The organism is Oceanobacillus sp. FSL H7-0719 (genome assembly GCF_045040795.1).
In the GTDB taxonomy this organism is placed as follows: domain Bacteria; phylum Bacillota; class Bacilli; order Bacillales; family Amphibacillaceae; genus Oceanobacillus.
The window spans coordinates 817,105-836,829 of record NZ_CP150301.1; the positions used below are offsets into that span (position 1 = coordinate 817,105).

At 31.3% G+C, this 19,725-nt stretch carries 46 protein-coding genes; all 46 read left to right on the forward strand.

The features are described 5' to 3' along the window. Nucleotides 1–101 precede the first annotated feature (101 nt). Nucleotides 102–299 (forward strand): hypothetical protein, encoded by a 198-nt coding sequence (locus tag NST93_RS04205; protein WP_405101495.1) that lies wholly within the window; start codon nt 102–104, stop codon nt 297–299. A gap of 96 nt (nt 300–395) precedes the next feature. Then, complete coding sequence (locus NST93_RS04210) at nt 396–533, forward strand: hypothetical protein (RefSeq protein WP_405101497.1); 138 nt, start codon at nt 396–398, stop codon at nt 531–533. A gap of 28 nt (nt 534–561) precedes the next feature. After that, nucleotides 562–1,089 carry a hypothetical protein gene (locus NST93_RS04215; RefSeq protein WP_405101499.1) on the forward strand — a complete coding sequence of 176 codons (528 nt, stop codon included), beginning with the start codon at nt 562–564 and terminating at the stop codon, nt 1,087–1,089. A 103-nt stretch (nt 1,090–1,192) separates the two neighbouring features. Continuing rightward, nucleotides 1,193–1,561, forward strand: coding sequence for a hypothetical protein (locus NST93_RS04220; protein WP_405101501.1), 369 nt, complete (start codon nt 1,193–1,195; stop codon nt 1,559–1,561). A 15-nt stretch (nt 1,562–1,576) separates the two neighbouring features. Then, a complete protein-coding gene (locus NST93_RS04225; protein WP_405101503.1) occupies nt 1,577–1,813 on the forward strand; it encodes a hypothetical protein in 237 nt (78 codons plus the stop codon). A gap of 43 nt (nt 1,814–1,856) precedes the next feature. Continuing rightward, the gene (locus tag NST93_RS04230) at nt 1,857–2,093 is read left to right on the forward strand and encodes a hypothetical protein (RefSeq protein ID WP_405101505.1); all 237 of its coding nucleotides are present in this window, start codon (nt 1,857–1,859) and stop codon (nt 2,091–2,093) included. Between the two features lie 36 nt (nt 2,094–2,129). After that, nucleotides 2,130–2,474, forward strand: coding sequence for a hypothetical protein (locus tag NST93_RS04235; RefSeq protein ID WP_405101507.1), 345 nt, complete (start codon nt 2,130–2,132; stop codon nt 2,472–2,474). 246 nt (nt 2,475–2,720) lie between these two features. After that, nucleotides 2,721–2,933, forward strand: coding sequence for a hypothetical protein (locus NST93_RS04240; RefSeq protein WP_405101509.1), 213 nt, complete (start codon nt 2,721–2,723; stop codon nt 2,931–2,933). Nucleotides 2,934–3,006: 73 nt separating this feature from the next. Next, nucleotides 3,007–3,399 carry a hypothetical protein gene (locus NST93_RS04245; protein WP_405101511.1) on the forward strand — a complete coding sequence of 131 codons (393 nt, stop codon included), beginning with the start codon at nt 3,007–3,009 and terminating at the stop codon, nt 3,397–3,399. 29 nt (nt 3,400–3,428) lie between these two features. Beyond that, a complete protein-coding gene (locus NST93_RS04250) occupies nt 3,429–3,599 on the forward strand; it encodes a hypothetical protein (protein ID WP_405101513.1) in 171 nt (56 codons plus the stop codon). 32 nt (nt 3,600–3,631) lie between these two features. Continuing rightward, nucleotides 3,632–3,811, forward strand: coding sequence for a hypothetical protein (locus NST93_RS04255; protein ID WP_405101515.1), 180 nt, complete (start codon nt 3,632–3,634; stop codon nt 3,809–3,811). A 78-nt stretch (nt 3,812–3,889) separates the two neighbouring features. Next, complete coding sequence (locus tag NST93_RS04260; RefSeq protein WP_405101517.1) at nt 3,890–4,105, forward strand: hypothetical protein; 216 nt, start codon at nt 3,890–3,892, stop codon at nt 4,103–4,105. Between the two features lie 106 nt (nt 4,106–4,211). Further along, the gene (locus NST93_RS04265; RefSeq protein WP_405101519.1) at nt 4,212–4,466 is read left to right on the forward strand and encodes a hypothetical protein; all 255 of its coding nucleotides are present in this window, start codon (nt 4,212–4,214) and stop codon (nt 4,464–4,466) included. Nucleotides 4,467–4,502: 36 nt separating this feature from the next. Continuing rightward, entirely contained in the window at nt 4,503–4,802 is a 300-nt protein-coding gene (locus NST93_RS04270) for a hypothetical protein (protein ID WP_405101521.1), read from the forward strand. Between the two features lie 44 nt (nt 4,803–4,846). Beyond that, on the forward strand, nt 4,847–5,245 hold the full coding sequence (locus tag NST93_RS04275; protein ID WP_405101523.1) for a hypothetical protein: 399 nt from the start codon (nt 4,847–4,849) through the stop codon (nt 5,243–5,245). A 251-nt stretch (nt 5,246–5,496) separates the two neighbouring features. Then, nucleotides 5,497–5,817, forward strand: a complete 321-nt coding sequence (locus tag NST93_RS04280) for a hypothetical protein (protein ID WP_405101525.1) — start codon at nt 5,497–5,499, stop codon at nt 5,815–5,817. Nucleotides 5,818–5,832: 15 nt separating this feature from the next. Beyond that, nucleotides 5,833–6,225: a hypothetical protein gene (locus tag NST93_RS04285; protein WP_405101527.1), complete on the forward strand. Its 393-nt coding sequence runs from the start codon at nt 5,833–5,835 to the stop codon at nt 6,223–6,225. A 48-nt stretch (nt 6,226–6,273) separates the two neighbouring features. Beyond that, nucleotides 6,274–6,531 (forward strand): hypothetical protein, encoded by a 258-nt coding sequence (locus tag NST93_RS04290; protein WP_405101529.1) that lies wholly within the window; start codon nt 6,274–6,276, stop codon nt 6,529–6,531. Nucleotides 6,532–6,574: 43 nt separating this feature from the next. Then, a complete protein-coding gene (locus NST93_RS04295) occupies nt 6,575–6,739 on the forward strand; it encodes a hypothetical protein (RefSeq protein WP_405101531.1) in 165 nt (54 codons plus the stop codon). Nucleotides 6,740–6,760: 21 nt separating this feature from the next. After that, complete coding sequence (locus tag NST93_RS04300) at nt 6,761–6,889, forward strand: hypothetical protein (protein WP_405101533.1); 129 nt, start codon at nt 6,761–6,763, stop codon at nt 6,887–6,889. A gap of 86 nt (nt 6,890–6,975) precedes the next feature. Next, nucleotides 6,976–7,152, forward strand: coding sequence for an anti-repressor SinI family protein (locus tag NST93_RS04305; RefSeq protein WP_405101535.1), 177 nt, complete (start codon nt 6,976–6,978; stop codon nt 7,150–7,152). Continuing rightward, nucleotides 7,130–7,384 (forward strand): helix-turn-helix domain-containing protein, encoded by a 255-nt coding sequence (locus NST93_RS04310; RefSeq protein ID WP_405101537.1) that lies wholly within the window; start codon nt 7,130–7,132, stop codon nt 7,382–7,384. Before NST93_RS04305 ends, NST93_RS04310 begins: the two co-directional genes overlap by 23 nt. Nucleotides 7,385–7,697: 313 nt before the next feature. After that, nucleotides 7,698–7,922 (forward strand): hypothetical protein, encoded by a 225-nt coding sequence (locus NST93_RS04315; RefSeq protein WP_405101539.1) that lies wholly within the window; start codon nt 7,698–7,700, stop codon nt 7,920–7,922. Between the two features lie 76 nt (nt 7,923–7,998). Then, a complete protein-coding gene (locus NST93_RS04320) occupies nt 7,999–8,214 on the forward strand; it encodes a hypothetical protein (protein ID WP_405101541.1) in 216 nt (71 codons plus the stop codon). A 21-nt stretch (nt 8,215–8,235) separates the two neighbouring features. Next, nucleotides 8,236–8,418, forward strand: coding sequence for a hypothetical protein (locus NST93_RS04325; protein WP_405101543.1), 183 nt, complete (start codon nt 8,236–8,238; stop codon nt 8,416–8,418). Nucleotides 8,419–8,467: 49 nt separating this feature from the next. Then, nucleotides 8,468–8,812 carry a hypothetical protein gene (locus tag NST93_RS04330; protein ID WP_405101545.1) on the forward strand — a complete coding sequence of 115 codons (345 nt, stop codon included), beginning with the start codon at nt 8,468–8,470 and terminating at the stop codon, nt 8,810–8,812. 24 nt (nt 8,813–8,836) lie between these two features. Then, complete coding sequence (locus tag NST93_RS04335; protein WP_405101547.1) at nt 8,837–8,983, forward strand: hypothetical protein; 147 nt, start codon at nt 8,837–8,839, stop codon at nt 8,981–8,983. A 22-nt stretch (nt 8,984–9,005) separates the two neighbouring features. Further along, on the forward strand, nt 9,006–9,248 hold the full coding sequence (locus NST93_RS04340; RefSeq protein WP_405101549.1) for a hypothetical protein: 243 nt from the start codon (nt 9,006–9,008) through the stop codon (nt 9,246–9,248). Nucleotides 9,249–9,445: 197 nt separating this feature from the next. After that, nucleotides 9,446–9,679 carry a hypothetical protein gene (locus tag NST93_RS04345; RefSeq protein ID WP_405101551.1) on the forward strand — a complete coding sequence of 78 codons (234 nt, stop codon included), beginning with the start codon at nt 9,446–9,448 and terminating at the stop codon, nt 9,677–9,679. Nucleotides 9,680–9,719: 40 nt separating this feature from the next. Next, complete coding sequence (locus NST93_RS04350; protein WP_405101553.1) at nt 9,720–9,917, forward strand: hypothetical protein; 198 nt, start codon at nt 9,720–9,722, stop codon at nt 9,915–9,917. Nucleotides 9,918–9,979: 62 nt separating this feature from the next. Then, entirely contained in the window at nt 9,980–10,168 is a 189-nt protein-coding gene (locus NST93_RS04355; RefSeq protein WP_405101555.1) for a hypothetical protein, read from the forward strand. Beyond that, nucleotides 10,161–12,002: a DEAD/DEAH box helicase gene (locus NST93_RS04360; RefSeq protein WP_405101557.1), complete on the forward strand. Its 1,842-nt coding sequence runs from the start codon at nt 10,161–10,163 to the stop codon at nt 12,000–12,002. Before NST93_RS04355 ends, NST93_RS04360 begins: the two co-directional genes overlap by 8 nt. 56 nt (nt 12,003–12,058) lie before the next feature. Next, a complete protein-coding gene (locus tag NST93_RS04365; RefSeq protein ID WP_405101559.1) occupies nt 12,059–12,964 on the forward strand; it encodes a hypothetical protein in 906 nt (301 codons plus the stop codon). 192 nt (nt 12,965–13,156) lie between these two features. Beyond that, nucleotides 13,157–14,197 carry an AimR family lysis-lysogeny pheromone receptor gene (locus NST93_RS04370; RefSeq protein WP_405101561.1) on the forward strand — a complete coding sequence of 347 codons (1,041 nt, stop codon included), beginning with the start codon at nt 13,157–13,159 and terminating at the stop codon, nt 14,195–14,197. 41 nt (nt 14,198–14,238) lie between these two features. Further along, complete coding sequence (locus NST93_RS04375) at nt 14,239–14,385, forward strand: hypothetical protein (RefSeq protein ID WP_405101563.1); 147 nt, start codon at nt 14,239–14,241, stop codon at nt 14,383–14,385. A 231-nt stretch (nt 14,386–14,616) separates the two neighbouring features. Beyond that, entirely contained in the window at nt 14,617–15,033 is a 417-nt protein-coding gene (locus NST93_RS04380; protein WP_405101565.1) for a hypothetical protein, read from the forward strand. A gap of 179 nt (nt 15,034–15,212) precedes the next feature. Then, nucleotides 15,213–16,202, forward strand: a complete 990-nt coding sequence (locus NST93_RS04385; RefSeq protein WP_405101567.1) for a hypothetical protein — start codon at nt 15,213–15,215, stop codon at nt 16,200–16,202. Between the two features lie 192 nt (nt 16,203–16,394). Continuing rightward, complete coding sequence (locus NST93_RS04390) at nt 16,395–16,577, forward strand: hypothetical protein (protein ID WP_405101569.1); 183 nt, start codon at nt 16,395–16,397, stop codon at nt 16,575–16,577. Nucleotides 16,578–16,812: 235 nt separating this feature from the next. Beyond that, nucleotides 16,813–16,986, forward strand: a complete 174-nt coding sequence (locus tag NST93_RS04395; RefSeq protein WP_405101571.1) for a hypothetical protein — start codon at nt 16,813–16,815, stop codon at nt 16,984–16,986. A 32-nt stretch (nt 16,987–17,018) separates the two neighbouring features. Further along, a complete protein-coding gene (locus NST93_RS04400) occupies nt 17,019–17,261 on the forward strand; it encodes a hypothetical protein (protein WP_405101573.1) in 243 nt (80 codons plus the stop codon). A gap of 185 nt (nt 17,262–17,446) precedes the next feature. Then, nucleotides 17,447–17,623 carry a hypothetical protein gene (locus tag NST93_RS04405; RefSeq protein ID WP_405101575.1) on the forward strand — a complete coding sequence of 59 codons (177 nt, stop codon included), beginning with the start codon at nt 17,447–17,449 and terminating at the stop codon, nt 17,621–17,623. Between the two features lie 52 nt (nt 17,624–17,675). Further along, the gene (locus NST93_RS04410) at nt 17,676–18,005 is read left to right on the forward strand and encodes a hypothetical protein (RefSeq protein WP_405101577.1); all 330 of its coding nucleotides are present in this window, start codon (nt 17,676–17,678) and stop codon (nt 18,003–18,005) included. Between the two features lie 37 nt (nt 18,006–18,042). Next, nucleotides 18,043–18,369: a hypothetical protein gene (locus tag NST93_RS04415; protein ID WP_405101579.1), complete on the forward strand. Its 327-nt coding sequence runs from the start codon at nt 18,043–18,045 to the stop codon at nt 18,367–18,369. 80 nt (nt 18,370–18,449) lie between these two features. Next, on the forward strand, nt 18,450–18,734 hold the full coding sequence (locus NST93_RS04420) for a hypothetical protein (protein ID WP_405101581.1): 285 nt from the start codon (nt 18,450–18,452) through the stop codon (nt 18,732–18,734). Between the two features lie 43 nt (nt 18,735–18,777). Then, nucleotides 18,778–19,404: a hypothetical protein gene (locus NST93_RS04425; protein ID WP_405101582.1), complete on the forward strand. Its 627-nt coding sequence runs from the start codon at nt 18,778–18,780 to the stop codon at nt 19,402–19,404. Between the two features lie 34 nt (nt 19,405–19,438). Next, a complete protein-coding gene (locus NST93_RS04430; RefSeq protein ID WP_405101584.1) occupies nt 19,439–19,669 on the forward strand; it encodes a hypothetical protein in 231 nt (76 codons plus the stop codon). Nucleotides 19,670–19,725 lie beyond the last annotated feature (56 nt).

The following is a 19,725-nucleotide window of genomic DNA, read 5'->3' on the forward strand; positions in this document are numbered from 1 at the left end:
AGCAAGGTTTTATATACTTGCTTTAAGATAATAAAGCTTACACAGTTTGTTATTTTAAAATAAGTATATAAATATAACTACAGTATAAAGGAGCGTAAGGCATGAATAAATTTACTTATGTTAGCCAGATGGATACAGAAATGCAAGAAGACATTTTACGCAAAGTGTCTCTAGCAATATGTGAAGAAAATCCAATTACTAAAGGATCGACAGAGTATAATGAGATAATGGAAAATGCTTTACATAGCCGTTTAATTGACTTGCAAGAGGTAATTGGAATTAAAGAATATCTAAAATAAGTATATAAACAAAAATAAATTACAAAAAAGGTTGCATACTATACCTAACTTAGTATATAATAGTATTAAGATGTTAATCAAAGGAGATGTAAAATCATGACACAGGAAGCAAAGTTGTATTTGATCCAATTGTTAAATAAAGAAAAGAACATTATTCAAGAGGATATAGAAGCCGGCTGCAATGCTGGAAATGAATTAGAACTTGTCAATCAGATCATAAGTAATATAAAATAATTGAATTATAAATTGGAGGGATTACAAAATGAAAAATGTTAATGAAATAATCAACCAGTTAAAGGGTATTGAAAGCGAACAGGATAAACAAGTAATTAAAGAAGGCTTGTCTAAAATGTTTAAAGAACTAGGTTACGGCGCAATAAGTGAAGAAATAGCGAACAACAGAAAGGCGAAAAGTAATGCTCTATACGGTTTAGATATGTACTATAAGAGTGCAGCAAGCGACAGATACAATACTAATGGAGAAATTATCTATAGTCATACAACAGGGTATATGGATAGATTAAACAGCTTTAGGGATGCCGCAGCAAAAATAATAAATACATTTTTAACGGACGGAACAGACAGCCAACAAGAATATTTAAAATTAATGGATCAATATAATAATGAATATTTTAGACTTGCGACGATTGGGGAAAAGTTAGATCAAATAGAAATAAGGTCGGATAGGCAAGAATGGGCAAAGTTATATGAGGAATATAAGCAGCAGCAGGAGAAAGCAGACACTGCAAGAAATAAATTAGATAAGTTTGTATTTGATAACATTAAATAATAAATAAACAAAATTAATTTACTAAAACACTTGCATTTATATACTAACTTAGGTATAATAAAGATAGTTAGAAAATGCGGGAAACAAAATGGAGGATCAGAAAATGAATAATAAAAAATTAATGAAGAAAGTTATTGAATTGGATACACAAACATTGCATACAAGAGAACAGAGTGAACGCGTAATGGTACAGATTGCGATTATACGAAAAGCATACGGAGTTAAGAACAATGAAACAGATATGGAAGTATTGGACTTTGAAAGAGAAAGAGTATTAACGGATCATGAAATTAAAGAAGAGTTTGAAAAATATATAGGTTTCTGGGAATGGGCTATCAATTCAAATGACAAAGATAAGGCAAAACAATTTGAAAACAAGGTTAATTACTTTATAGATGGTGTAAATTTCTTCGATACTGTATTGGCACAAGAGTTTACAAATACATTCAAAAGCTTGCTAAATGCAGCTTAAAAGGAGGTTTACAACATGAATTACAAGCAAGCTAGACCAATGCAATGGATAACATTTTATTATTACGGCAACGATCCAGAAAAAATTAAGAAAGCTAAAAACGAGAAGCGACAAATGTTAAGAAAAATAAGATACGCAAATGTAATTGAAGAAATAAGAGACGAGCAACTTGAAATATTATCAGATACAGAAAAGCATTTTGCAGGAATGACACCAAACGGATTGATCGTTATGTTTGAAAATAATTATTAAATTGCTTTGAAACTATAATTTTAACTAAAAAGGAGAATGAAAAATGACAGAGCAAGTAATTAAAAGAGTATTAGATGTAGATGTTGACGGATTAAAAGGAATTGTAAAATACACCATCAAAGAAATGTATGACTTAATTGATGATGAAGGCTTTGCAACAATCGAATTTAGGTTAATAGACGAATTTACAATGACATTCAATGAAATTAGCGAAGAAGAAAAACAACAAGGACATAGCATGAAAGAAGAAATATATAAAGTATATGGAATTAGTAGCTAAGTTAAAAACAACATTTTATTAAAGGAGAATGGAAAAATGTTTAGAATCAATGACGGTATTAAATTTGTTGAAGAAGATGACTATTTAAAGGGTTGTTTGCCAGAAACAGGATTTTCAATGGAAATGAGTATTAGTTTTAATGGAGAGTTAAAAGAAGATTTATTAAATAAATTAATGAGTTTTCATGGCGTAGATAATGATAGCTTAGAAATAAATGCATGTGGCGAACGTGGAAGAGTAGATGTTCATGTTATGGAAGATGAAAATAGTTACAATGTAAGTGAATCAGATTTGAAAGAATGGAAGGCAGGGAAAAAGAAACTCTATAGTGCTATTTACACTTACTATATTTATTCGCAAGAACTTGCTGACTTAGGATAAAATCAATATTTTAAATGAGTAGGAGGTGAACCATATGAAATTAGAAACAGCTAGAATAATTAGAGAATTACAGGAACAGGCAAGGGAAGAGGATCGCATAGACATATTAGAGTTACTTAATAAATTACATGAAGAGTGGCAATAGCAGTCGTCATAGTGACTATAAATAGGCTATTAAGCTATGAGCGTTGCTATCCTATATGGGTAGCAGGTAGCAACAAATAACAATTATATGGAGGGGTTAGAATGGATAAAATAGAGTTAATGAGGGAGATTGTAAACGGTCATAGCTATAAAGAGATTGAGGGTACTATAATAGATGTACAAACAGCAAACTTAATTATTAAAGTTTATGAAGGTTTAAGAAGTGAATTAAAGGATCATTTTACTTCTCAAAGTATTATAAAGATGGCTGATATTTCATGGAAGGTATATGCAAAGCAACAGGCTAGAGCGTAACAGATCGCTATAAATATCGCTGGGATTAAAAGTAAATAAATTAAAATCATTGTTTTAAAGGAGCGTATGATAAATGAAAGCAAATGCATATGTACGGATAGAAGAATCACCATCTAGCGGTTATATTTCAATTGAAGACATAGTACTTGAATCATATATTAATAACAAATATGAAGATGTAAAAGAAAGTCATAAACAGTTTGGCTTTACAGATAGAATGGAAGTGCTAGAAGGATTTAAATTAAAGTATGTATTGATTGAAGTTGAATATGATGGGCGCAAAAGGTCAATAAGCGAAGAAGATGTAAAGGAATCATTAAGTAAGCAAAGTCTAGCGATAAAAGTTGATGAAAGCATGTTTGGAGGTTATTATTTGCCGACAGATAAATTAAAATTAATTCTAAGTGATCAGCTAAAACAAAGAAAAGAATTAGTTGCACAGGGGTTATATGAAAAGATCGCATAAAACCATTAATTTATTAAGGAGTGGGAAAAGTGGAATATACAAAAGAAGAATATGACATTATTAAAAAAATGGTGAAAGAATTTTCATTAGTTCACAATAACGAAAAAAGAAGGGAATTAGTTTGGTGGTATAGTTTAGCTTCAGGAATTAAAAAAGATGATGTTGTAAAACAAATTATGACTGAATTAAATGCTATTTAGATAAAACAAATATTTTATAAGGAGTGTATCAAATGGAGTCAACGCTAATTAGTTTAAATTTAAAGGACGATATGAGGTTAGTTGTTTACTTTGATGAAATAGAACTTGATAGCATAGATGAAGATCAGTTATACAATGAAGCTATAAAGCGTATCGAGTCAAAGGGTATTAGTAAAGAATTGGTAACAAGTTGGGATATAGAAACATACTAATTAAGATAAAATTAATCTTTTAGCTTAAAATTATGATAATATAAAATTGTAAATACAAAATATAAGGAGGAATTTAAAATGTGGGAATTTGAAAACTATGTAGTTTACAAAGAAACTGACGTATTGAGATTTGAAAATTTAGATGGTGATATTTTGGGATATGTTAGCTTTGATGATGGCGGGGAAGAAATGACAAGAGAATTAAATAGAGGTATTGATCCAATTGCAGAAGGCTGGGAGGATGGAATTGGAAACACAATAAGTCTAAACGGCTGGGGAGATAATCAAATATAACAACAGTCGATGCAGCGACAATAAAAAGGCTTTAGGCTGCAAGCGTTGCTACTCTTTAAAGGGTAGCAGGTAGCACCAAAAGAAATAATATAGGAGGTGAAACAATATGAGATTAAGCGAAAAGGAAGTTATAATATCGATTATCACATTCACAATAGCAATAATCACGCTAACAGCAGGCATTACATGGATGATTATAGAGGATAAAAACAACGTAAGCGATCTGGAGTCATTCGAATTAGAAATGCCCAGCAAAAGCGAACTGGAAATTTATATAAATGAATTTATAGAAGATAATGAGATTAAAGAGGATATGTTGGAAGAAAAACAAGAAAATACAACGATATGGAACAGTCTTTAGAATAGAAAAAATAAATTATAATAGGAGTGGATCGCTATGGAAATAACAATAAAAGGAACTATGCCGAACGGAGCAAAGATACAAATAGAGGATTGGAGCAAGGATCTTCCGCATTTATTAAACACAAAATATATAATAGGTGCTTATCCAATATCTAAAAGATCGTTGCAAGGTCAATTTGCAGCAAAGGAGGGGAAAACCTTCCGGGCAGCTTTTAATTTTAGCAATAAAGAAGATGCGGAAAAAGCATACAATAAACTTATAAATGGCGAAACAGCATTAACCGATTATTATGCAAATTTTAATGGAAATAATAAAGAGTTTAGCTGTATATAGTTACAATATAAACAAAATTAAAACTCAAAGGGAGTGTATTTAATATGACAGTATTACAGAAAAAAGAAGAAAAATTGATAAACGTATTAGAAGGATTAGGCAAGGATGACAAGATAACAATAATAGGCATGAATGACTTCGGCTTCCCTCAAGTGTCACAAACACGCTTCTATAGTTTAGAAGTGAAAGACAATCGTTTTCAAACTTTTATATATCTTATTCATAAACCGAAAAACAAGCGTAAATACTTTAAAAAGTCATTGGATCACAAGGATATAATAATACTAAACGGCTGGCATGATGTTGATCCAGATACTGCAGCGATAATAAAAGAAAGCAATGAATATATAACAAGGGAATGGACTTCATTCGATAGTACATTTTTAGAAGATGTTTCTATAATATGGGAATCAGATACACTTTATAGCAGCATCAACATATAAAGCTGGGTTGCTTCCAGCTATGAGAGTATAAAAGTTGTACTTTGATAGCTAGAAACAAAACAATTCAAAGGGAGTGTAATTGATATGTATAAAATAATAAGCAGGATCAAACAGTTTAATGGTACAGATATATTTTACCTGGCTTCATTCACATTAGTTTTAATTTTCCTTTACTATTCAATGGTGTCAAGCGCTCATTAATTTTAAAATATAATATAAACGCAATTAATTTTATATGGGAGGTTATTTAAATGTTAGATATAAAAATAAGCGATAACTATAGTCGTGTAATCATAGCGTCATTAAATAATAGTATAACGGATAGACAGCGTAACTCTATTAATAAACGGCTAAAGATGGATCATGTAGTACCAGCAAGTATATACAAACATAGGAAATACAATGCCATTGTTCTAGGATGTATCAATACCAATCTACCAGACAATAAGCCGTTTTATTTTATTTATTGGGATAATGGGCAAGAAAAGGGAAAAGGGTACGACTTTATTAATAACAATAGCAGCTATTCATTGATTTTAGACATACAGGAACAACAAAAAGAAGTCATATAGAGGGAGGTGCTAGGCATGTATCTGGACGACTGGAGGAAGGAAATAGATGAACATTACACGCTGCTGCAAGCATCATTAAAGAATATAAAACAATCGCAGTTATATAGGAACATACAGAAAGCTATTGCAACGAGTGACAAACAAGAGGATCGCAATCTAGGCATTAAATTAAATGACTTGCTAGAAGATCATTATAGTATAAGTGATATATATAAACAACTTAAATGGTTGCATAGCGAGCGTATAAGCTGGCTGCAAGAGTATTTAGGTACAGATACTAAAAATAATGATTATTATCATCATATGGCTTTTAATTTTATACATTATGGCATCATTACAAGCGAGTTGCAGGAATTAATTGCCCATAACAGCGAGCGTCAATTATCACGGGCGATTTTGAGCAAATAAAAAATAAATTAAAAGGTAAATTTTAAGGAGAAAAGGAGATTATAAAACATGAGGGAATTTAATGGTGTAAAACTAACAGAGGAAACGATTCAAAAAACTAGAAAATGGTTTCATGATAATTGTATAGCTTGTATTGAAGAAGCAAAGAGCGGGAAAGTTTTTGTGAATGACTTAGAATACTATTGCAAATGGGAGAGCGGATCAGCAAAGGAATACATGGAAGGAAAGCACGATCACGTATTAGCATTCTTACAACGTGCGCATTATATTCAAACTGGAGAGAGTGTTCCATTGCTAGCTTTCTAAACAGAATTTAATTAAAAATAAAACAAATAAAGGGGAGATTATCATGATTAAAGAAAGAGAATACTTATTAGATTATCAGATGCAATGCAGCAGATGCCAAACTTATTTTATGAATAGTAACGGACTAGAAACATTTAACAATGGGCAAGGGGTATATAAAGGTTGTCCAGCATGTGAGACGGATGAGCATATAGTAAACCTAAAATAATTAAAAAGGGGTGAATACGCTATGAGAAGAAGAGTTACACCACCAAAATACGCACGTAAGGCATTCAATACTGGAAAGCGAAGCGGTTGCCTTATCTATATCATTACAGGATTGGGGATGGCTTCAGGTGCTTTAACATATCTAATATAACAACACAAAAGAACAGCGAATATAGACAGTTATACCTTATTAAGTAGAATAAAGATAGAGAATATATTATAATTGGGGAGATAATAATGGATAATAAAAAGGTAATTAAGGAGTTGAACGTAGATAAAGAATGGGTTGAACTAATTTCGGAAGCAAGGAAAACAGGGATCACAAAAGAAGAGATAAAGAAATTTATAAAAGTAATGGATAGTGTAAAGGTAAATGAAAGAGGAATGTTATATGACAAACACAAAAAGAACTAGACAGAGGTTTACAAGGGAAGAGTTTGGAGCCGTTAACTTTAGACTAATAGAATATTTAGAAGAGCATAGTATATCATTAAATTGGCTTCACGAAGCTACTGGAATCAGATATGCAACATTATACGATATGGGGAGCAACGTACAGAATAGCATCAATTTGATCCATTTAAATATGATTATGGATGCATTGAATATAAGCGACATGAATTTACTGCTTGAAAAGCTAGATTAATCACATAACAGCGGAGTTAAAATATCGCCAGAATATAAAAAGGGAGTGGAAAAAATGCTAAAATATTTAGCTATTATGGTACTATCTACGTCATTATTAAGTCTTGGAACAATCAACGAGGAATCTCATTGTAATAAAGTGGATCAAAACAATCCAGTCGTTAGTTATATGGTAAAATCACATGTTCAAAATAAAGTATGTAAATAAACACATAACAGCAAGGGTGGATTATCGCCAGCAATTTTAATAAAAGAGGACTTTTATTCAAATTGATATATGGTAAAATTATATGAAAATAAAGGGAGATTATATTATGATCGACTTCAATAAACAAATAGTTTTTGTCTACGGATATGGTGATGATATTGTCACGTTGTATCAGCATGAGACTGGTAGAGAATTAGCAGGCATTGATGATGTGAAAGGAAGTGACAAAAATGAAAGAGAGAATGGATTCAATTCCTTGGGGGAGTTTATTTACATTGTCACCAAAGATGGTATGTATGAATTTATAAATGGAGATTATATTAGAATTTAAACAATATAATAGACAGTGAGTAATATCACTGCCTGTTAATAAAATAAGAGATTTATATAGAAATGGAGGGGTTTGAATGACTTATGAACAGATTATAAATGATGATACTTTCTTTAATGCGGTCTGGTGTAATCCTAGTAATGCAAGATATAAGCTACTATTAGACAATGGGTACAGTAATGAAAATATTGACCATATGTTTGAAGTAGGTACTATGTTTAATAAAGTAAAAGAGCTAGTTGTAGAAATGACACCAGAGGAAAGACTATCGTTTTATACATGGGAATTCTAATAAATACAGGGAGTGTTTAAGATGATTAAGTATTTTGTATCATTTGTTGCAGAAGGTGAAAGTGATCCTTTACAAAATGATGTTATAGGAGTTAGAAGTGAAGTAAGTGACTATGACGACATTAAGGACATTGAGAGCAGACTTTCATCTTTATGGTTTGGTGACGGAAGAAACGTTACACTAATTAATTTGAAGAAGTTATAAAGCAATCTGAATGAAACAGGAATTTTAATTGAAAATAGGAGGGTTAATAATGAGCAAACATAAATTTGAATTTATAACTTTGATAGCAAAGGGTAATTATTATTGGGAATATGAAAGTTTGCAAGAATTCAAAGAACAAGAAGGAGAAGAAGAATTAAGAAATATAATAGGTTATTTTCCCATTAAATCAAATGTAACTTATGATGAATTAAATAATTATGGTAATAATAGTAATTGGGTTGTATGTTTTGATGATGCCAATAATGGTGGGCAAGTAGTAAAAACATTTAATAGTTTACTAAATTTGAAATTAGAACTGGATGAACTTATAGAGAGATCGTATAGGAATGAATACATTAATATTTACAATGCAAATGATTTTGTATACCTATAAATACAGTGGATAAGAGGTGAACAGATGATTAAATGTTTAGAATGTGATTTTACTTTTAAGAAGTGGAAAGAAGTAAAGAGTTTGGATGGCGGTACTGTTCCAGTTTGCCCAAAATGTGAAACAAACGGCTATAAGTATAAGTGGGAGAAATTAAATGAAAAGCAATTATAAACATAAAAAGGAGAATGAATAAATGAAAACGACAAGAGAGTATTTTAATATGACAATAGATAAATTACTTGAAACAGATATGAATAATGAAACAAGAGAAGAAAGATTATTAATTGGTGAGGGTTTAAACTGTACAATGTTTGATAGTGAAGAGAATCATCAAGAAGAAAAGGAACAGTTTGAAAGCTGGCTACATGATAAAGATATGAAAGTAAAAATAAAACTTAAAACTGTGAATGAGCGCATTGCTTTAATTTCAGAATAAATGATGAAAAAACTTAAAAAAGACATTAAATTTATATATCAAGTTGAATACTATACTGGAATAAAATTAACAAAAACTCAAAAAGTGAAACTATACTTTATATGGAAATGGGATAAATCTAGGCAAAATTTGAGTAAATGGTTGAGTAGAAGAATTTAAGATGAATAATATTATATTCAAGAAGGAGAATGGTAAAAATGAAGAAAACAAAATATAATTGGCTTCTATCATTTCCAGGTTATTGGTACACAAAGGAAGGATATAAATTAAGTAGTATTGAAAGACCTGCAAGATGTGGTTATGGGTGGTATAAATTTAAAAATTATGAATTTGAAGCAAGAGGGGTATTTCAAGCACAATTAGAAGCTGAGGAGTTAATAGTAAAAGATCTTGCGTCATTTAAAAAAGCTTTAGATAGTGTAAATAATTAAGATAAAACGTACATTTAAATAGAAAACTGGAGGGATCGAAATGCTAGGCAATTTATTTAAAACAAAAACAATGACTGAGCATGAAATGCAGTTATGGCTGGATAAAAAAGGGTATAGGTTATATAATCCTAAAATAGATAACAAAGTTGATCCAGATGAATTAGCAATGTTGGCTATTGATTACGGCTTTAAGTGGGCTGATTCAAAAGAATTATGGATTAAAGAAAGATTATTTTAAGTCGATAATATGAAAGAAATTAAATTCACTTAAAGGTTAAATTAAGATTATGAGGTGTATAAATGACAGAACTTAAATTTGTGCCAAGACTCGCAGCAATAGAGACCCATATGAGAAAACAGGGCGCACCAGACGAACTTATTAAAATTATCATGGTTGCACACTTACAAGGTGTATCATTAGGTAAACTGGCTCAGGCTGTTGAATTAATAGAAGGAATTGAAAAATTGAAGGAGAATCGCCATGATTAACTTTGACATAAAAGAGGGTAAAACTATAATAAATGGAAACTATGACTATGAATTGTATCAAGAATTAAAGAAGGTACCAGAATCAAGTTTTGACATGTATAGCGATGAGTGGGAGATTAATACTGAATATTTGAAACATTTAGTAAGTATATTAGAAGAAATGGACAAAGATGTTTCTCATGTCATTCCAGAATTAAATCACATAACAGCCGACACTAAATATCGCGGGGAAACTGAAGAAGAAAAAATAAAAACAATTAAAATGAAAGTATTAAAGGAAAATGCGAAGTCTTTAAATATTGGCTTTGATTACGATCAAAAGGTATTGGAAACTGTTAAGCAAATTGAAGGTCGAGCATTTAATAAAACTAACAAGTCATGGAGAATTGCTAAGGGAAATGAAGATTGGCTGTATTCTAAATTGGAGGAATTAGACTATATAGATTTATCTGATTTATTGCCATATACTTCATATAACAGCAAGTCTGAAATATCGCTAGATAAATCTAATTTCCCTCATCTGAAAATAACTCCATATGACTTCCAATGGGACGCTATTAAGCAACTGTTAAATAATAAAAAAATGATTAATGCATTAGAGGCTGGGTTGGGTAAGACAATAATAACAATTATGGTCGCTGAATACTTAAAGAAAAAGACGTTAATAATAACTCCAGCAAGTGTTAAATACAATTGGGAAAAAGAAATACTCGAAAAGGTAAATCCTAATGCTGATATAACAGTACTGGATTCTAAAAGCGAATGGAGAGATTCTCAATATGTAATACTAAATTATGACATATTAGAAAATTTCTATGACGATATTATGAAGTCTAATTTTGAAATTGTTGCATATGATGAAGCGCATAAATTACGTGGAGTAGATGGAAAAGGTAAGCCGTCAAGTAAGCGTGCTAGGTTAGGGGTAAAGATAGCTGAAGAAATGGAGTATGTATTTCCTATAACAGCAACTCCATATGTAAACCAGACCAAAGACATATTTAATTTGCTAAAAGTTATCGAACATCCAGTTACAACCAATTGGTATCAATTTGCAAATTCATATTGTGGAGCTACTAAGTCACACTTTGGAACAAATTACAATGGCTCAAGTAATCAAGAAGACTTAAACAGCAGGTTATATCCCAATTATATGTTACGCATGAGAACTGAAGACCATATAGATTTACCAGAACGTATAAGAAGTTTTATTCCTGTTGATATTAATATGAATAAATATAAGAAAGCAGTTAATAATTATATGGATAACAGGCATTCACTAGAGACGAATGGACAGCATTTAGTATACCTTAACGCAATGAGAAAAGAACTGGCTATAGCTAAAGCCAAGCACGCTATAGATCATGTTAAAGACTTGTTAGAACAGAATAAATCTGTAGTTATATTTACTAATTTCAAAGACGTAGTTGATACATTGTCTAAGAAGTTTGAAAACAATTCAGTTAAGGTTACTGGAGAAGTTAATGCTAAAGATAGGCAAAAAGCGGTAGATGAGTTTCAAAGTGGCAAAAAGAAAGTATTTATAGGTAATATAGATGCTGCTGGTGAAGGTATAACACTAACAGAATCTCATCATATGATAGTAGTTGATTTTCACTGGTCGCCAGTCGTTATGGTTAATCAAATGGAAAAGCGCATAAACCGTATAGGGCAAAATTTGCCTTGTTCTATTGATTACTTGTATTCCAAAGAGGCAGACATGGATAAAATGTTCCTATCTATGTTAGAGGATAAGCTAAACGATTCAACCATGATTATTGATGGTAAAAAGGAAGAATTTTTTGTAAATAAAGTTATGGAAAATATTGGCTAGAAGATATATTATAATATAGAATGAAGGGTATAATATAATAGAAGGGAGGTGACATTATGGAGAGTTCAAAAGAAATAGAGAAAATGTTTTATCAAGACTCTTTTTATAAAAAGAAAATCGGCTCCAATGTACATAGGCGGGTAGGCAAAGGTAGTGAGGGAGCTGGAGTTGCTGGTGGTGTTAAATTTGCCAAGAATAACTTTAAGAAATATGAAAAGAACTCAAGGGTTAATAAATATAATATGTTTGAGACTGTATTAGAATATGAAAAATTTAATAAATTTAATACAGAAGAACAAAAAGAATTATTGTTTGAGTGGATGAATAGGTACACTAACGTTGACATATGTAGAGAATGGGGAATCGCTGAGAGTACGTTTTATAATATTTTAAATAAATTAAACGTCAGGAGATCAGATGCAGTGATAAAAGTAGACGAAGAGCTAATGAAGAAGTATAAAGACGGAGATATAAAGCCACATGAGTTTAGAACGCTTTCGGATGAACAAAAAGTCGAATTGGTGGATTACTGGCAAGAAAAAAAGGGTATGACTAATAAAGAGATGGCAAACATTGTTGATTATGCATTAAACTCCTTTACAACAAATAAGTCTAAATGGCGCAAAGCAGTAGAAACAAACAAAGCTCAACAATGGAAATCTACACCAGAGAGGGGTGAAAATGTTATGGATGATTATAAGGAAGTATACGAAACAGATGTTAGCGAAGCACTAGACGATGATTTTGGAGCAAGCATTATCCTTAGCGAACCTGATAATACCAATTCAGACAATTTTGACGATGATAATAACAATCAGGAGACAGTAAATAAGTTTGAATTTGTATTAGACGGAGTGTTTTCAGGGGAAGAATTTGAAGAGAAATGCAAGGCTTTAGGGTTATTATTAGGCAAGAAAGATAGTTATAAAATAAATTTATCGATTGAAGAAAATAAAAGCTAAAAAAGTATTGACTTCATAAGTAAACCGAATTATAATACAGATATAAGATTTATAAAAGAAATAAAAATACAAAAATTAAATAAAGTAATTGTTAAAAAAGTATTGTATTTAATTTAAACAAATGGTAAAATAAAAAATAATAGCGAACAATGTAAATTAATTCTCGCTGCTTACAGAATAGGAGTGGTTGTTATGCTTTTAGCACTGACAAAAGCAATGGATAGCAAAGGTTGTACTTATAAGGAGTTGTCAAGAATTACAGGCTATTCAGTAGGAGTGTTAAATAAAATGTTTAATAACGGCAATGTAAAATTTGACACCATATTAAGCGTAATACGCAATCTTGTTCCAGAAAAAGAAACAGAAATGATCCAACTATACTGTAGGCAGCAAGAAGATATTAAACCAGAGAATCTGAAAGATTTGCTAGAATATACGACAACACATAGGCTTGACAGTTTGCTAGATAGAGTTATAGAAATGAGTATCAAACATAAAAATAAGATTGTAAACCAATGGGGAAGCTTTTACAAGACGTTGAAAGAATGGCGTAATAGAAAAATGACAGATTATGAAGCGTATGAATGGTTGAGAGAGTCAAAGGTTACTTGTAATCATTTAAAAGTACTTGTAAGACTAATGGAAATGAATTACTTCTACGTCATTAAAGATTACAAAATAATAAATGATATTCAGGCAATTGTAAGAAATATGTTAGACGGTATGGAAGATAGCTATTTAAAGAATTCATTTATAGCAAGAGTGTCAGAGATGACCTCGGCGCTAGAGCTAAGAGTAAATAAAAACGTTGAAGAAGCTAGAAAACATGCTTTGGATGTAATAGAAAGGAATATCGGAGAAACATACTCCGCATTCTCATATCAAACGTTAGCACTATCATATATAAATGATTCTAAGGTTAAATTTAATCATTATTATTTGAAAGCTTTGAATATATTGGATAATTGGTATGAAAATACACTTATAAATGATATGGAAAATCGGAGAATTAAGATTAATAGCATAATAGACAGAGATTTTGACAGAGATTTTGTACAAGCTGAGGATGATCCCTTAGATTTATTAATAAAAGGAATTAAAAGCAATGATACGATTTATATTTATGCTTGTATGACTAAATTTCAAAATGCTGGGGATGCATTTCTTGCAGAGATACCTAAGATGGAATTGATTAAAAGAGGTTGTGCTGAAGAATTACTTTCTATTATATAGAGAAAAAACACAAAAAGAGAAGCTTTAAAGGGGGTGAATAAATGAAGAAAGTTGCTGCAATCATCGGACTAACTACAATTCTGTCTCTTGGAGTTGTAAATGAAGATGTAAACAAGATAGTAGTTAAAGAAACAAATGACAACATTGTTGTACAACCGTTGTCAGAAGCAAGACCGGGAGGACTTTAGTACTCATAGCTACATAAAAACTAAGAATTGCTCAAGACGAAGGACGTTGCCGATAAAGGTAGCGTCTTTCACTATTAAAAGAGATATTCACGTTTTTAGTTTTTAGAAAAATCATGAATATATTAAACTTATAAATGAAATAATGGTACAAATAAAATAAAGAACACTTGTTCTATCTAAAATATTAGGGTATAATAAGGGTATACCCAAAGGAAGAGGAGAGAGGATATCATGAGAATCATTACAGAAAGCACATTTACATTTTTAGGGGTACTGAACGAGGACAATAAGGAGTTGCTAGACTTTCTGGTCAAGTCGGAAGATGATTTAAATGAATTTATGGTTAACTTTTATGATGGACAAGCGTTAAAGAGTATGATGGCATATCAGAAACATAAAAGAAAGCAGTACGCTATGACAAAAGAAGAGTTTCTTATAAGGTGTAAAGAGGATAAAAAAAAGGCTCTTGAAAGAATCTTCCAAGAACCCATAAAAAAAGAATATATCAACTATATTAACAACAGTAGTATATCACTTTCAGAAGTTTATGACAAACTTAAACAGTATCCAAGTGAATCAGCGGATAAGATTATCACAAATAGCGTGCTGGATTTTGATTTTGAAGATGATCTTATAATCGAATTTTAATAATAAACCCTCATACTCATCATATTTATGGTGAGTATTTCTTTTGTAACATAAACGTAATAAAAAATTTCGTTTATATGTACTAAAATAACGTTTAATGTGGTATACTATAAGCGTAGGGGATATGAGTTGCCCAAATAAAATATAAAAATATAGAGAATAGAGGATGGTGGAACACTATGTATAGGATTTACCAAGGAAAGTATAAAGACAATTTTATTAAGCAAAGCAAACATAAGGAGAATTACGAATGGCTTTTTGATAAGACTTTCGACTATGAACTAAAATTCAACAAGGATATTTTTGACTTCAACAAGGAGCAAATACTAGAGTTTCTATCAGGAAATAAATCTTTATTAAACACGCTTAAGTCTAGGCTAAGTTTAATTTCAGTATATACAAATTGGGCAATTAAAGAAGGATTAAAGTTATCCGATAAAAATGCCGCGTTAGAAATCAAAGTAGATGATCTAAAAAAGATTGCAAAAGAGACGAAGAATGTTCTCGAAGCAAGTGATTTTTATGAAATTATTGGGAGAAATGTAGAGAATAGAAAATATCCGCACTTAAAGAATAGACAGGATGAATTGTTGTTGTATCTATTGTTTATGGGAGTATATGGCGATGCTGCAAGTGAGTTAATTAATCTTAGATTTGACCATTTTAAAGACGGAAAGGTTATGCTGAGCAAATTAGATCCGTACAGACCGGATATTCCATTAGGGAAACTTGGATTAAAGTTAGTTGAAAATGCAAAGAGAGAAACAACATATAGACGTTATCTTGATGAATCTAAAAATAATAAGAACGACAGGGAAGAATATGATATCACTGATACTGGTTATGTTTTTAGAAAGTCAAGCAACGGAAGACAACAGGGAGACGCTAGGTTGGCATACGGTGGGATTTTAGAACGTATCTCAACGCTGTCTGAGTATACGGACGAAAAGCTCAACATGAAGCGTGTTATTAACTCTGGGATTGTCTACATGGGAAAGCGCCTAGTGGAGAAAGGGATCGAATTAGACGTAAATAATCCAATTGTAGTTCAGAATATCTTTGAGAGGTACGATGTTAGAAACGAAAGAGTTAGAGGGCATAAATTAGAGTTCATTAAAAAAGAGCTTAAAGAAGTATATGGTATTGAGTATGGAAAAACGAATAAGTAATTCATCTTAAGAATAGGGAATGGCGGAAATTTCAAAAAAGAAATATGTCATTCCCTATTGACTTTCTGTATAAACGGAATTATAATACTATATAAGAGGTGTAAAAATAATGTCAACCGAAGACTAGTCAGCAAAACGCATAACAGCAAGTGTTGAATATCGCGGGTAATTTTGAAGAAAGGAGAGAGGGATGTGAGTGATGATCTAAATGTTGTAAAGAAGGAACTAGATGAAAATTTAGCTGAGATGAGTAGACTGAGTAACGAAGAGCGGCGGATACTTAGAGAACTGTCTGAGATAAAAAAGAAACAGAAGATTAATGATAAGAAATTCAACAAATTGATCATAACTTTAAAAGAAACGAATTCTAATTAAAATTTTAATTTTATATAAGGAGTGAAGGAATGAAAAAATACGAATTAAAAGCATGTAAATATTGCAATTTAAGATTTACCCCGTCAGGAACCGCATTTGTAACTGATGTGTGTCATGCATGTATTATGGCTAATTTGTAAGCTTAGAGTTAAACAGGTTAAATAAAAAATTACTTTTAATTAGAAAGGAAAGTGTGACGATGAATAAAGAGAAATACGACAAGGTGTTGCTACTTATGGCAATCGATACAGCTTATGAGGTGGATTTTGGTGGCAAGTATATAGAGCAAAAATTGTTTGATGAACTACTAGGAGAGTGTGGTGTCGATAATCTTGATGGGGAATATATAGAGAGCAGACTGACAAGCATGATGGATAAGTTGATGGAAGAATTGGGTAAAAATCAATGAAATGGAAGTTTTAAAGTGAAGGAGTGGCAAAAATGAAGGGGTATGAATCAATTATTGAGCGAACTGCACTGGAAGAAAAAGAGACTTGGAACAATCGTGAAGGAAGAAATGTTGAAATGTCAAAAGATATGCTTGAATTTTTAAAGGATATCGAGAAGATTTGTAAGAAACACAATATGACCCTATCTCACGAAGATACTCACGGCTCTTTTGAAGTTACTGAGTATGACGAAGATAATTTGCAATGGTTGGCATGGGCTAACGATGCGCGATAAAAGATAATTTTCAATGATAGAGGTGTTAAGGATGCAAATAGTGCCAATTGTAGGGATTTTAATATTGCTCATGCTAATAGTATTCCCTGTAATTATGATTATAGACGGAGAATGGGGAGTAGCGGCACTATACCTGTTAATTATTCTTGTTATTTTTCTACGGAAATGAAGGGAGGAGAGATTCAATGACTAAATCGAAGCAGTATCAGAAGGGTTATCTCGATGGACAGAAAGCTGAAGCAGAAGTTTTTTTAGAGAATTTGAATGCATTGGAATATGAGCTGAACAGTGTAGGCTGGGATGATGGACATTCTTATTTGCACACTTTGATAAAAGATATAGAAAAGTTTCTTAATGAATGATTCAAATAAAAGATAATTTCTATAGAAGCTAAAATCTGAGGAGGATAACATAATGGATAAAAGGGTTTTTGACTTAGTGCAGAAGTATAATGAATTAAAGAATAAATTGTATTTCAAATTAGACAAACTGGGTTTAGATATGGATACAATCGAGGAACTGTTAGAGAATTTTGGTGATTTACACGATAAGACTTTGAAACTTGGAGAGTATTCGGACAGGGAAGCAACTGATAAAGAAACGTATCTGACACAACAGTATGAAGATATTGAGAGGTACATTAAGGTAAATGTTATTTATGAATATGATAATGGGTTTACGTTATGTAATACTACTGCCGGATCACTACATTTGATACCGAAAGAATATTTGGCTGACTATTAAAATAAAGGAATACTTATCAAAGGGAAGAGGCGAAGAGATGTTTAATATCAGATTGGTAATTAGTTATGAAAACTATGACTTAGAAGTGGGTGAAATTGAAGAGATGCTATTCGTAACAAAAATAAAGACAAAACGACAGCGTAACTTCAGAACACTTAAAGAGTTTTATAGAGAAGTTGAAAATATTAAAGTTAATCAAGTCGATAGATTGTTTGAATCTTTTGCTCGAGATCAGCCAAGTATTGAGGAAAAATTCAAGGAAGAAAATGAAATGATTAAAGAGATTGGCATCGACAAGGAAGAGGTGGCTAGACTATTTAAAGCCGAATTACTTGAGGAGATTGAGAGAAAAGAGTTTCTATAATCATATAACAGCGTAGTTGATTTATCACGGAAGAATTTGAATCAAGGAGAAGCTTTATCTGGAAAGGAAGGTTTGATGAAATGAAAAAAGGGTTTGCTCTTATGAGTAAAGATAAGCAATTTTTGTACTTTGAGCAAGAGTCAAATGAGGATGTAATGACTTATTCATCAAAGTACCCTACGGAAGCACATTTGTTTGAAACTAAGGAAGAAGCTCTGCAGGTAGCTTGTAATATGAATACTATCGGTGCTTTGAATTGGAATTACAAATGTTTGAAGTACGACATGCCACATAAAATAGTTGAAGTAACTATAACATGGGACGTGGATACTGTAGAGGAATTAGCAACAAATGAAAATGATTAATTCAATCAAATAGAGAATTTAACTTAAAGAGGAGGAATAAAAAATGAGTAGTAGCAGTTTATGGTTAATGGATGAGCAATATAATGGAGTAATTGATAGAGAGTATCACAATTCATGGTGGTTTAGTCCTGTGGTTTGGGATGTGTTGCTTGATAAATATATGCATAATGAAATACAAACACCTTATGGATACAAGAAAAGTTTAATTGGGTTTGGTGGAGAAGGGTTAGATGTTAAACTAAATGATATCATGAATAAATCAGATAATTTTTCAGATCGTGTTTGCTGGGAGTTATCTAATCAACAAGTATTCTTCACCAAAGATAAAAAAGAAATCTCTCAAGCTATAAAAGATTTTGCAAATAATAATACAGACTATCACATATCAGATGAAGGCATTTCTGTTTTAGCCTATGAGCATATCACAGAAAGATTTTACGATATTGCTAACCACATAGCACTAATTGATGAAGAAAAATATCCTTATTTTATCTTCAAAAACACAAGCGTTGATGACAATGTTGAATTTTGGTTCGAAAAATATAATGAAGAAAATGATGAATATAATCCATCACCATTGAGCGTGTTAGATAGGTATGTAACTGAATTTGTCGTGATAAATGATGGTAAGATCACAGAATTTATTGGTAATTTGAAATATGAATACTAAATAAAACATGCATTTTATCAGAGGAGGAAAATAAATGGAGTTGAAAAGCAGTTACAATCAACAATTTAAAATTGATAAACATGATGTGATAATGTGGAATGAACATATTTATCAACTCTTGTCACAACTAGAAAATGATGGATCGTACCCTGTATTAAGAGAAAATGAAGTAAGAAAATATATTAATAGCGGAGAATTAAGGTTTGTTAAACATCATATCTCAGAATACACAGGAGTCCCTTGCACTTATTATAAACTAAGTTAAAAATAGAAGCGGTAGTAATAAAATACACATTTCATATAGAAAGGGTGAGTTGATAC

Excerpts from the sequence above, each read along its gene's own strand:
- NST93_RS04430 (WP_405101584.1), top strand. The coding sequence starts at position 19,439 with ATGGAGTTGAAAAGCAGTTACAATCAACAATTTAAAATTGATAAACAT.
- NST93_RS04285 (WP_405101527.1), top strand. The coding sequence starts at position 5,833 with ATGTATCTGGACGACTGGAGGAAGGAAATAGATGAACATTACACGCTG.
- NST93_RS04405 (WP_405101575.1), top strand. The coding sequence starts at position 17,447 with ATGACTAAATCGAAGCAGTATCAGAAGGGTTATCTCGATGGACAGAAA.
- NST93_RS04260 (WP_405101517.1), top strand. The coding sequence starts at position 3,890 with ATGTGGGAATTTGAAAACTATGTAGTTTACAAAGAAACTGACGTATTG.
- NST93_RS04380 (WP_405101565.1), top strand. The coding sequence starts at position 14,617 with ATGAGAATCATTACAGAAAGCACATTTACATTTTTAGGGGTACTGAAC.
- NST93_RS04300 (WP_405101533.1), top strand. The coding sequence starts at position 6,761 with ATGAGAAGAAGAGTTACACCACCAAAATACGCACGTAAGGCATTCAAT.
- NST93_RS04225 (WP_405101503.1), top strand. The coding sequence starts at position 1,577 with ATGAATTACAAGCAAGCTAGACCAATGCAATGGATAACATTTTATTAT.
- NST93_RS04355 (WP_405101555.1), top strand. The coding sequence starts at position 9,980 with ATGACAGAACTTAAATTTGTGCCAAGACTCGCAGCAATAGAGACCCAT.
- NST93_RS04220 (WP_405101501.1), top strand. The coding sequence starts at position 1,193 with ATGAATAATAAAAAATTAATGAAGAAAGTTATTGAATTGGATACACAA.
- NST93_RS04370 (WP_405101561.1), top strand. The coding sequence starts at position 13,157 with ATGCTTTTAGCACTGACAAAAGCAATGGATAGCAAAGGTTGTACTTAT.
- NST93_RS04375 (WP_405101563.1), top strand. The coding sequence starts at position 14,239 with ATGAAGAAAGTTGCTGCAATCATCGGACTAACTACAATTCTGTCTCTT.
- NST93_RS04335 (WP_405101547.1), top strand. The coding sequence starts at position 8,837 with ATGATTAAATGTTTAGAATGTGATTTTACTTTTAAGAAGTGGAAAGAA.
- NST93_RS04395 (WP_405101571.1), top strand. The coding sequence starts at position 16,813 with ATGGCAATCGATACAGCTTATGAGGTGGATTTTGGTGGCAAGTATATA.
- NST93_RS04410 (WP_405101577.1), top strand. The coding sequence starts at position 17,676 with ATGGATAAAAGGGTTTTTGACTTAGTGCAGAAGTATAATGAATTAAAG.
- NST93_RS04280 (WP_405101525.1), top strand. The coding sequence starts at position 5,497 with ATGTTAGATATAAAAATAAGCGATAACTATAGTCGTGTAATCATAGCG.
- NST93_RS04240 (WP_405101509.1), top strand. The coding sequence starts at position 2,721 with ATGGATAAAATAGAGTTAATGAGGGAGATTGTAAACGGTCATAGCTAT.
- NST93_RS04315 (WP_405101539.1), top strand. The coding sequence starts at position 7,698 with ATGATCGACTTCAATAAACAAATAGTTTTTGTCTACGGATATGGTGAT.
- NST93_RS04205 (WP_405101495.1), top strand. The coding sequence starts at position 102 with ATGAATAAATTTACTTATGTTAGCCAGATGGATACAGAAATGCAAGAA.
- NST93_RS04245 (WP_405101511.1), top strand. The coding sequence starts at position 3,007 with ATGAAAGCAAATGCATATGTACGGATAGAAGAATCACCATCTAGCGGT.
- NST93_RS04305 (WP_405101535.1), top strand. The coding sequence starts at position 6,976 with ATGGATAATAAAAAGGTAATTAAGGAGTTGAACGTAGATAAAGAATGG.
- NST93_RS04290 (WP_405101529.1), top strand. The coding sequence starts at position 6,274 with ATGAGGGAATTTAATGGTGTAAAACTAACAGAGGAAACGATTCAAAAA.
- NST93_RS04265 (WP_405101519.1), top strand. The coding sequence starts at position 4,212 with ATGAGATTAAGCGAAAAGGAAGTTATAATATCGATTATCACATTCACA.
- NST93_RS04270 (WP_405101521.1), top strand. The coding sequence starts at position 4,503 with ATGGAAATAACAATAAAAGGAACTATGCCGAACGGAGCAAAGATACAA.
- NST93_RS04275 (WP_405101523.1), top strand. The coding sequence starts at position 4,847 with ATGACAGTATTACAGAAAAAAGAAGAAAAATTGATAAACGTATTAGAA.
- NST93_RS04330 (WP_405101545.1), top strand. The coding sequence starts at position 8,468 with ATGAGCAAACATAAATTTGAATTTATAACTTTGATAGCAAAGGGTAAT.
- NST93_RS04365 (WP_405101559.1), top strand. The coding sequence starts at position 12,059 with ATGGAGAGTTCAAAAGAAATAGAGAAAATGTTTTATCAAGACTCTTTT.
- NST93_RS04320 (WP_405101541.1), top strand. The coding sequence starts at position 7,999 with ATGACTTATGAACAGATTATAAATGATGATACTTTCTTTAATGCGGTC.
- NST93_RS04210 (WP_405101497.1), top strand. The coding sequence starts at position 396 with ATGACACAGGAAGCAAAGTTGTATTTGATCCAATTGTTAAATAAAGAA.
- NST93_RS04350 (WP_405101553.1), top strand. The coding sequence starts at position 9,720 with ATGCTAGGCAATTTATTTAAAACAAAAACAATGACTGAGCATGAAATG.
- NST93_RS04310 (WP_405101537.1), top strand. The coding sequence starts at position 7,130 with ATGACAAACACAAAAAGAACTAGACAGAGGTTTACAAGGGAAGAGTTT.
- NST93_RS04295 (WP_405101531.1), top strand. The coding sequence starts at position 6,575 with ATGATTAAAGAAAGAGAATACTTATTAGATTATCAGATGCAATGCAGC.
- NST93_RS04420 (WP_405101581.1), top strand. The coding sequence starts at position 18,450 with ATGAAAAAAGGGTTTGCTCTTATGAGTAAAGATAAGCAATTTTTGTAC.
- NST93_RS04325 (WP_405101543.1), top strand. The coding sequence starts at position 8,236 with ATGATTAAGTATTTTGTATCATTTGTTGCAGAAGGTGAAAGTGATCCT.
- NST93_RS04345 (WP_405101551.1), top strand. The coding sequence starts at position 9,446 with ATGAAGAAAACAAAATATAATTGGCTTCTATCATTTCCAGGTTATTGG.
- NST93_RS04215 (WP_405101499.1), top strand. The coding sequence starts at position 562 with ATGAAAAATGTTAATGAAATAATCAACCAGTTAAAGGGTATTGAAAGC.
- NST93_RS04400 (WP_405101573.1), top strand. The coding sequence starts at position 17,019 with ATGAAGGGGTATGAATCAATTATTGAGCGAACTGCACTGGAAGAAAAA.
- NST93_RS04425 (WP_405101582.1), top strand. The coding sequence starts at position 18,778 with ATGAGTAGTAGCAGTTTATGGTTAATGGATGAGCAATATAATGGAGTA.
- NST93_RS04255 (WP_405101515.1), top strand. The coding sequence starts at position 3,632 with ATGGAGTCAACGCTAATTAGTTTAAATTTAAAGGACGATATGAGGTTA.
- NST93_RS04385 (WP_405101567.1), top strand. The coding sequence starts at position 15,213 with ATGTATAGGATTTACCAAGGAAAGTATAAAGACAATTTTATTAAGCAA.
- NST93_RS04415 (WP_405101579.1), top strand. The coding sequence starts at position 18,043 with ATGTTTAATATCAGATTGGTAATTAGTTATGAAAACTATGACTTAGAA.
- NST93_RS04340 (WP_405101549.1), top strand. The coding sequence starts at position 9,006 with ATGAAAACGACAAGAGAGTATTTTAATATGACAATAGATAAATTACTT.
- NST93_RS04360 (WP_405101557.1), top strand. The coding sequence starts at position 10,161 with ATGATTAACTTTGACATAAAAGAGGGTAAAACTATAATAAATGGAAAC.
- NST93_RS04230 (WP_405101505.1), top strand. The coding sequence starts at position 1,857 with ATGACAGAGCAAGTAATTAAAAGAGTATTAGATGTAGATGTTGACGGA.
- NST93_RS04235 (WP_405101507.1), top strand. The coding sequence starts at position 2,130 with ATGTTTAGAATCAATGACGGTATTAAATTTGTTGAAGAAGATGACTAT.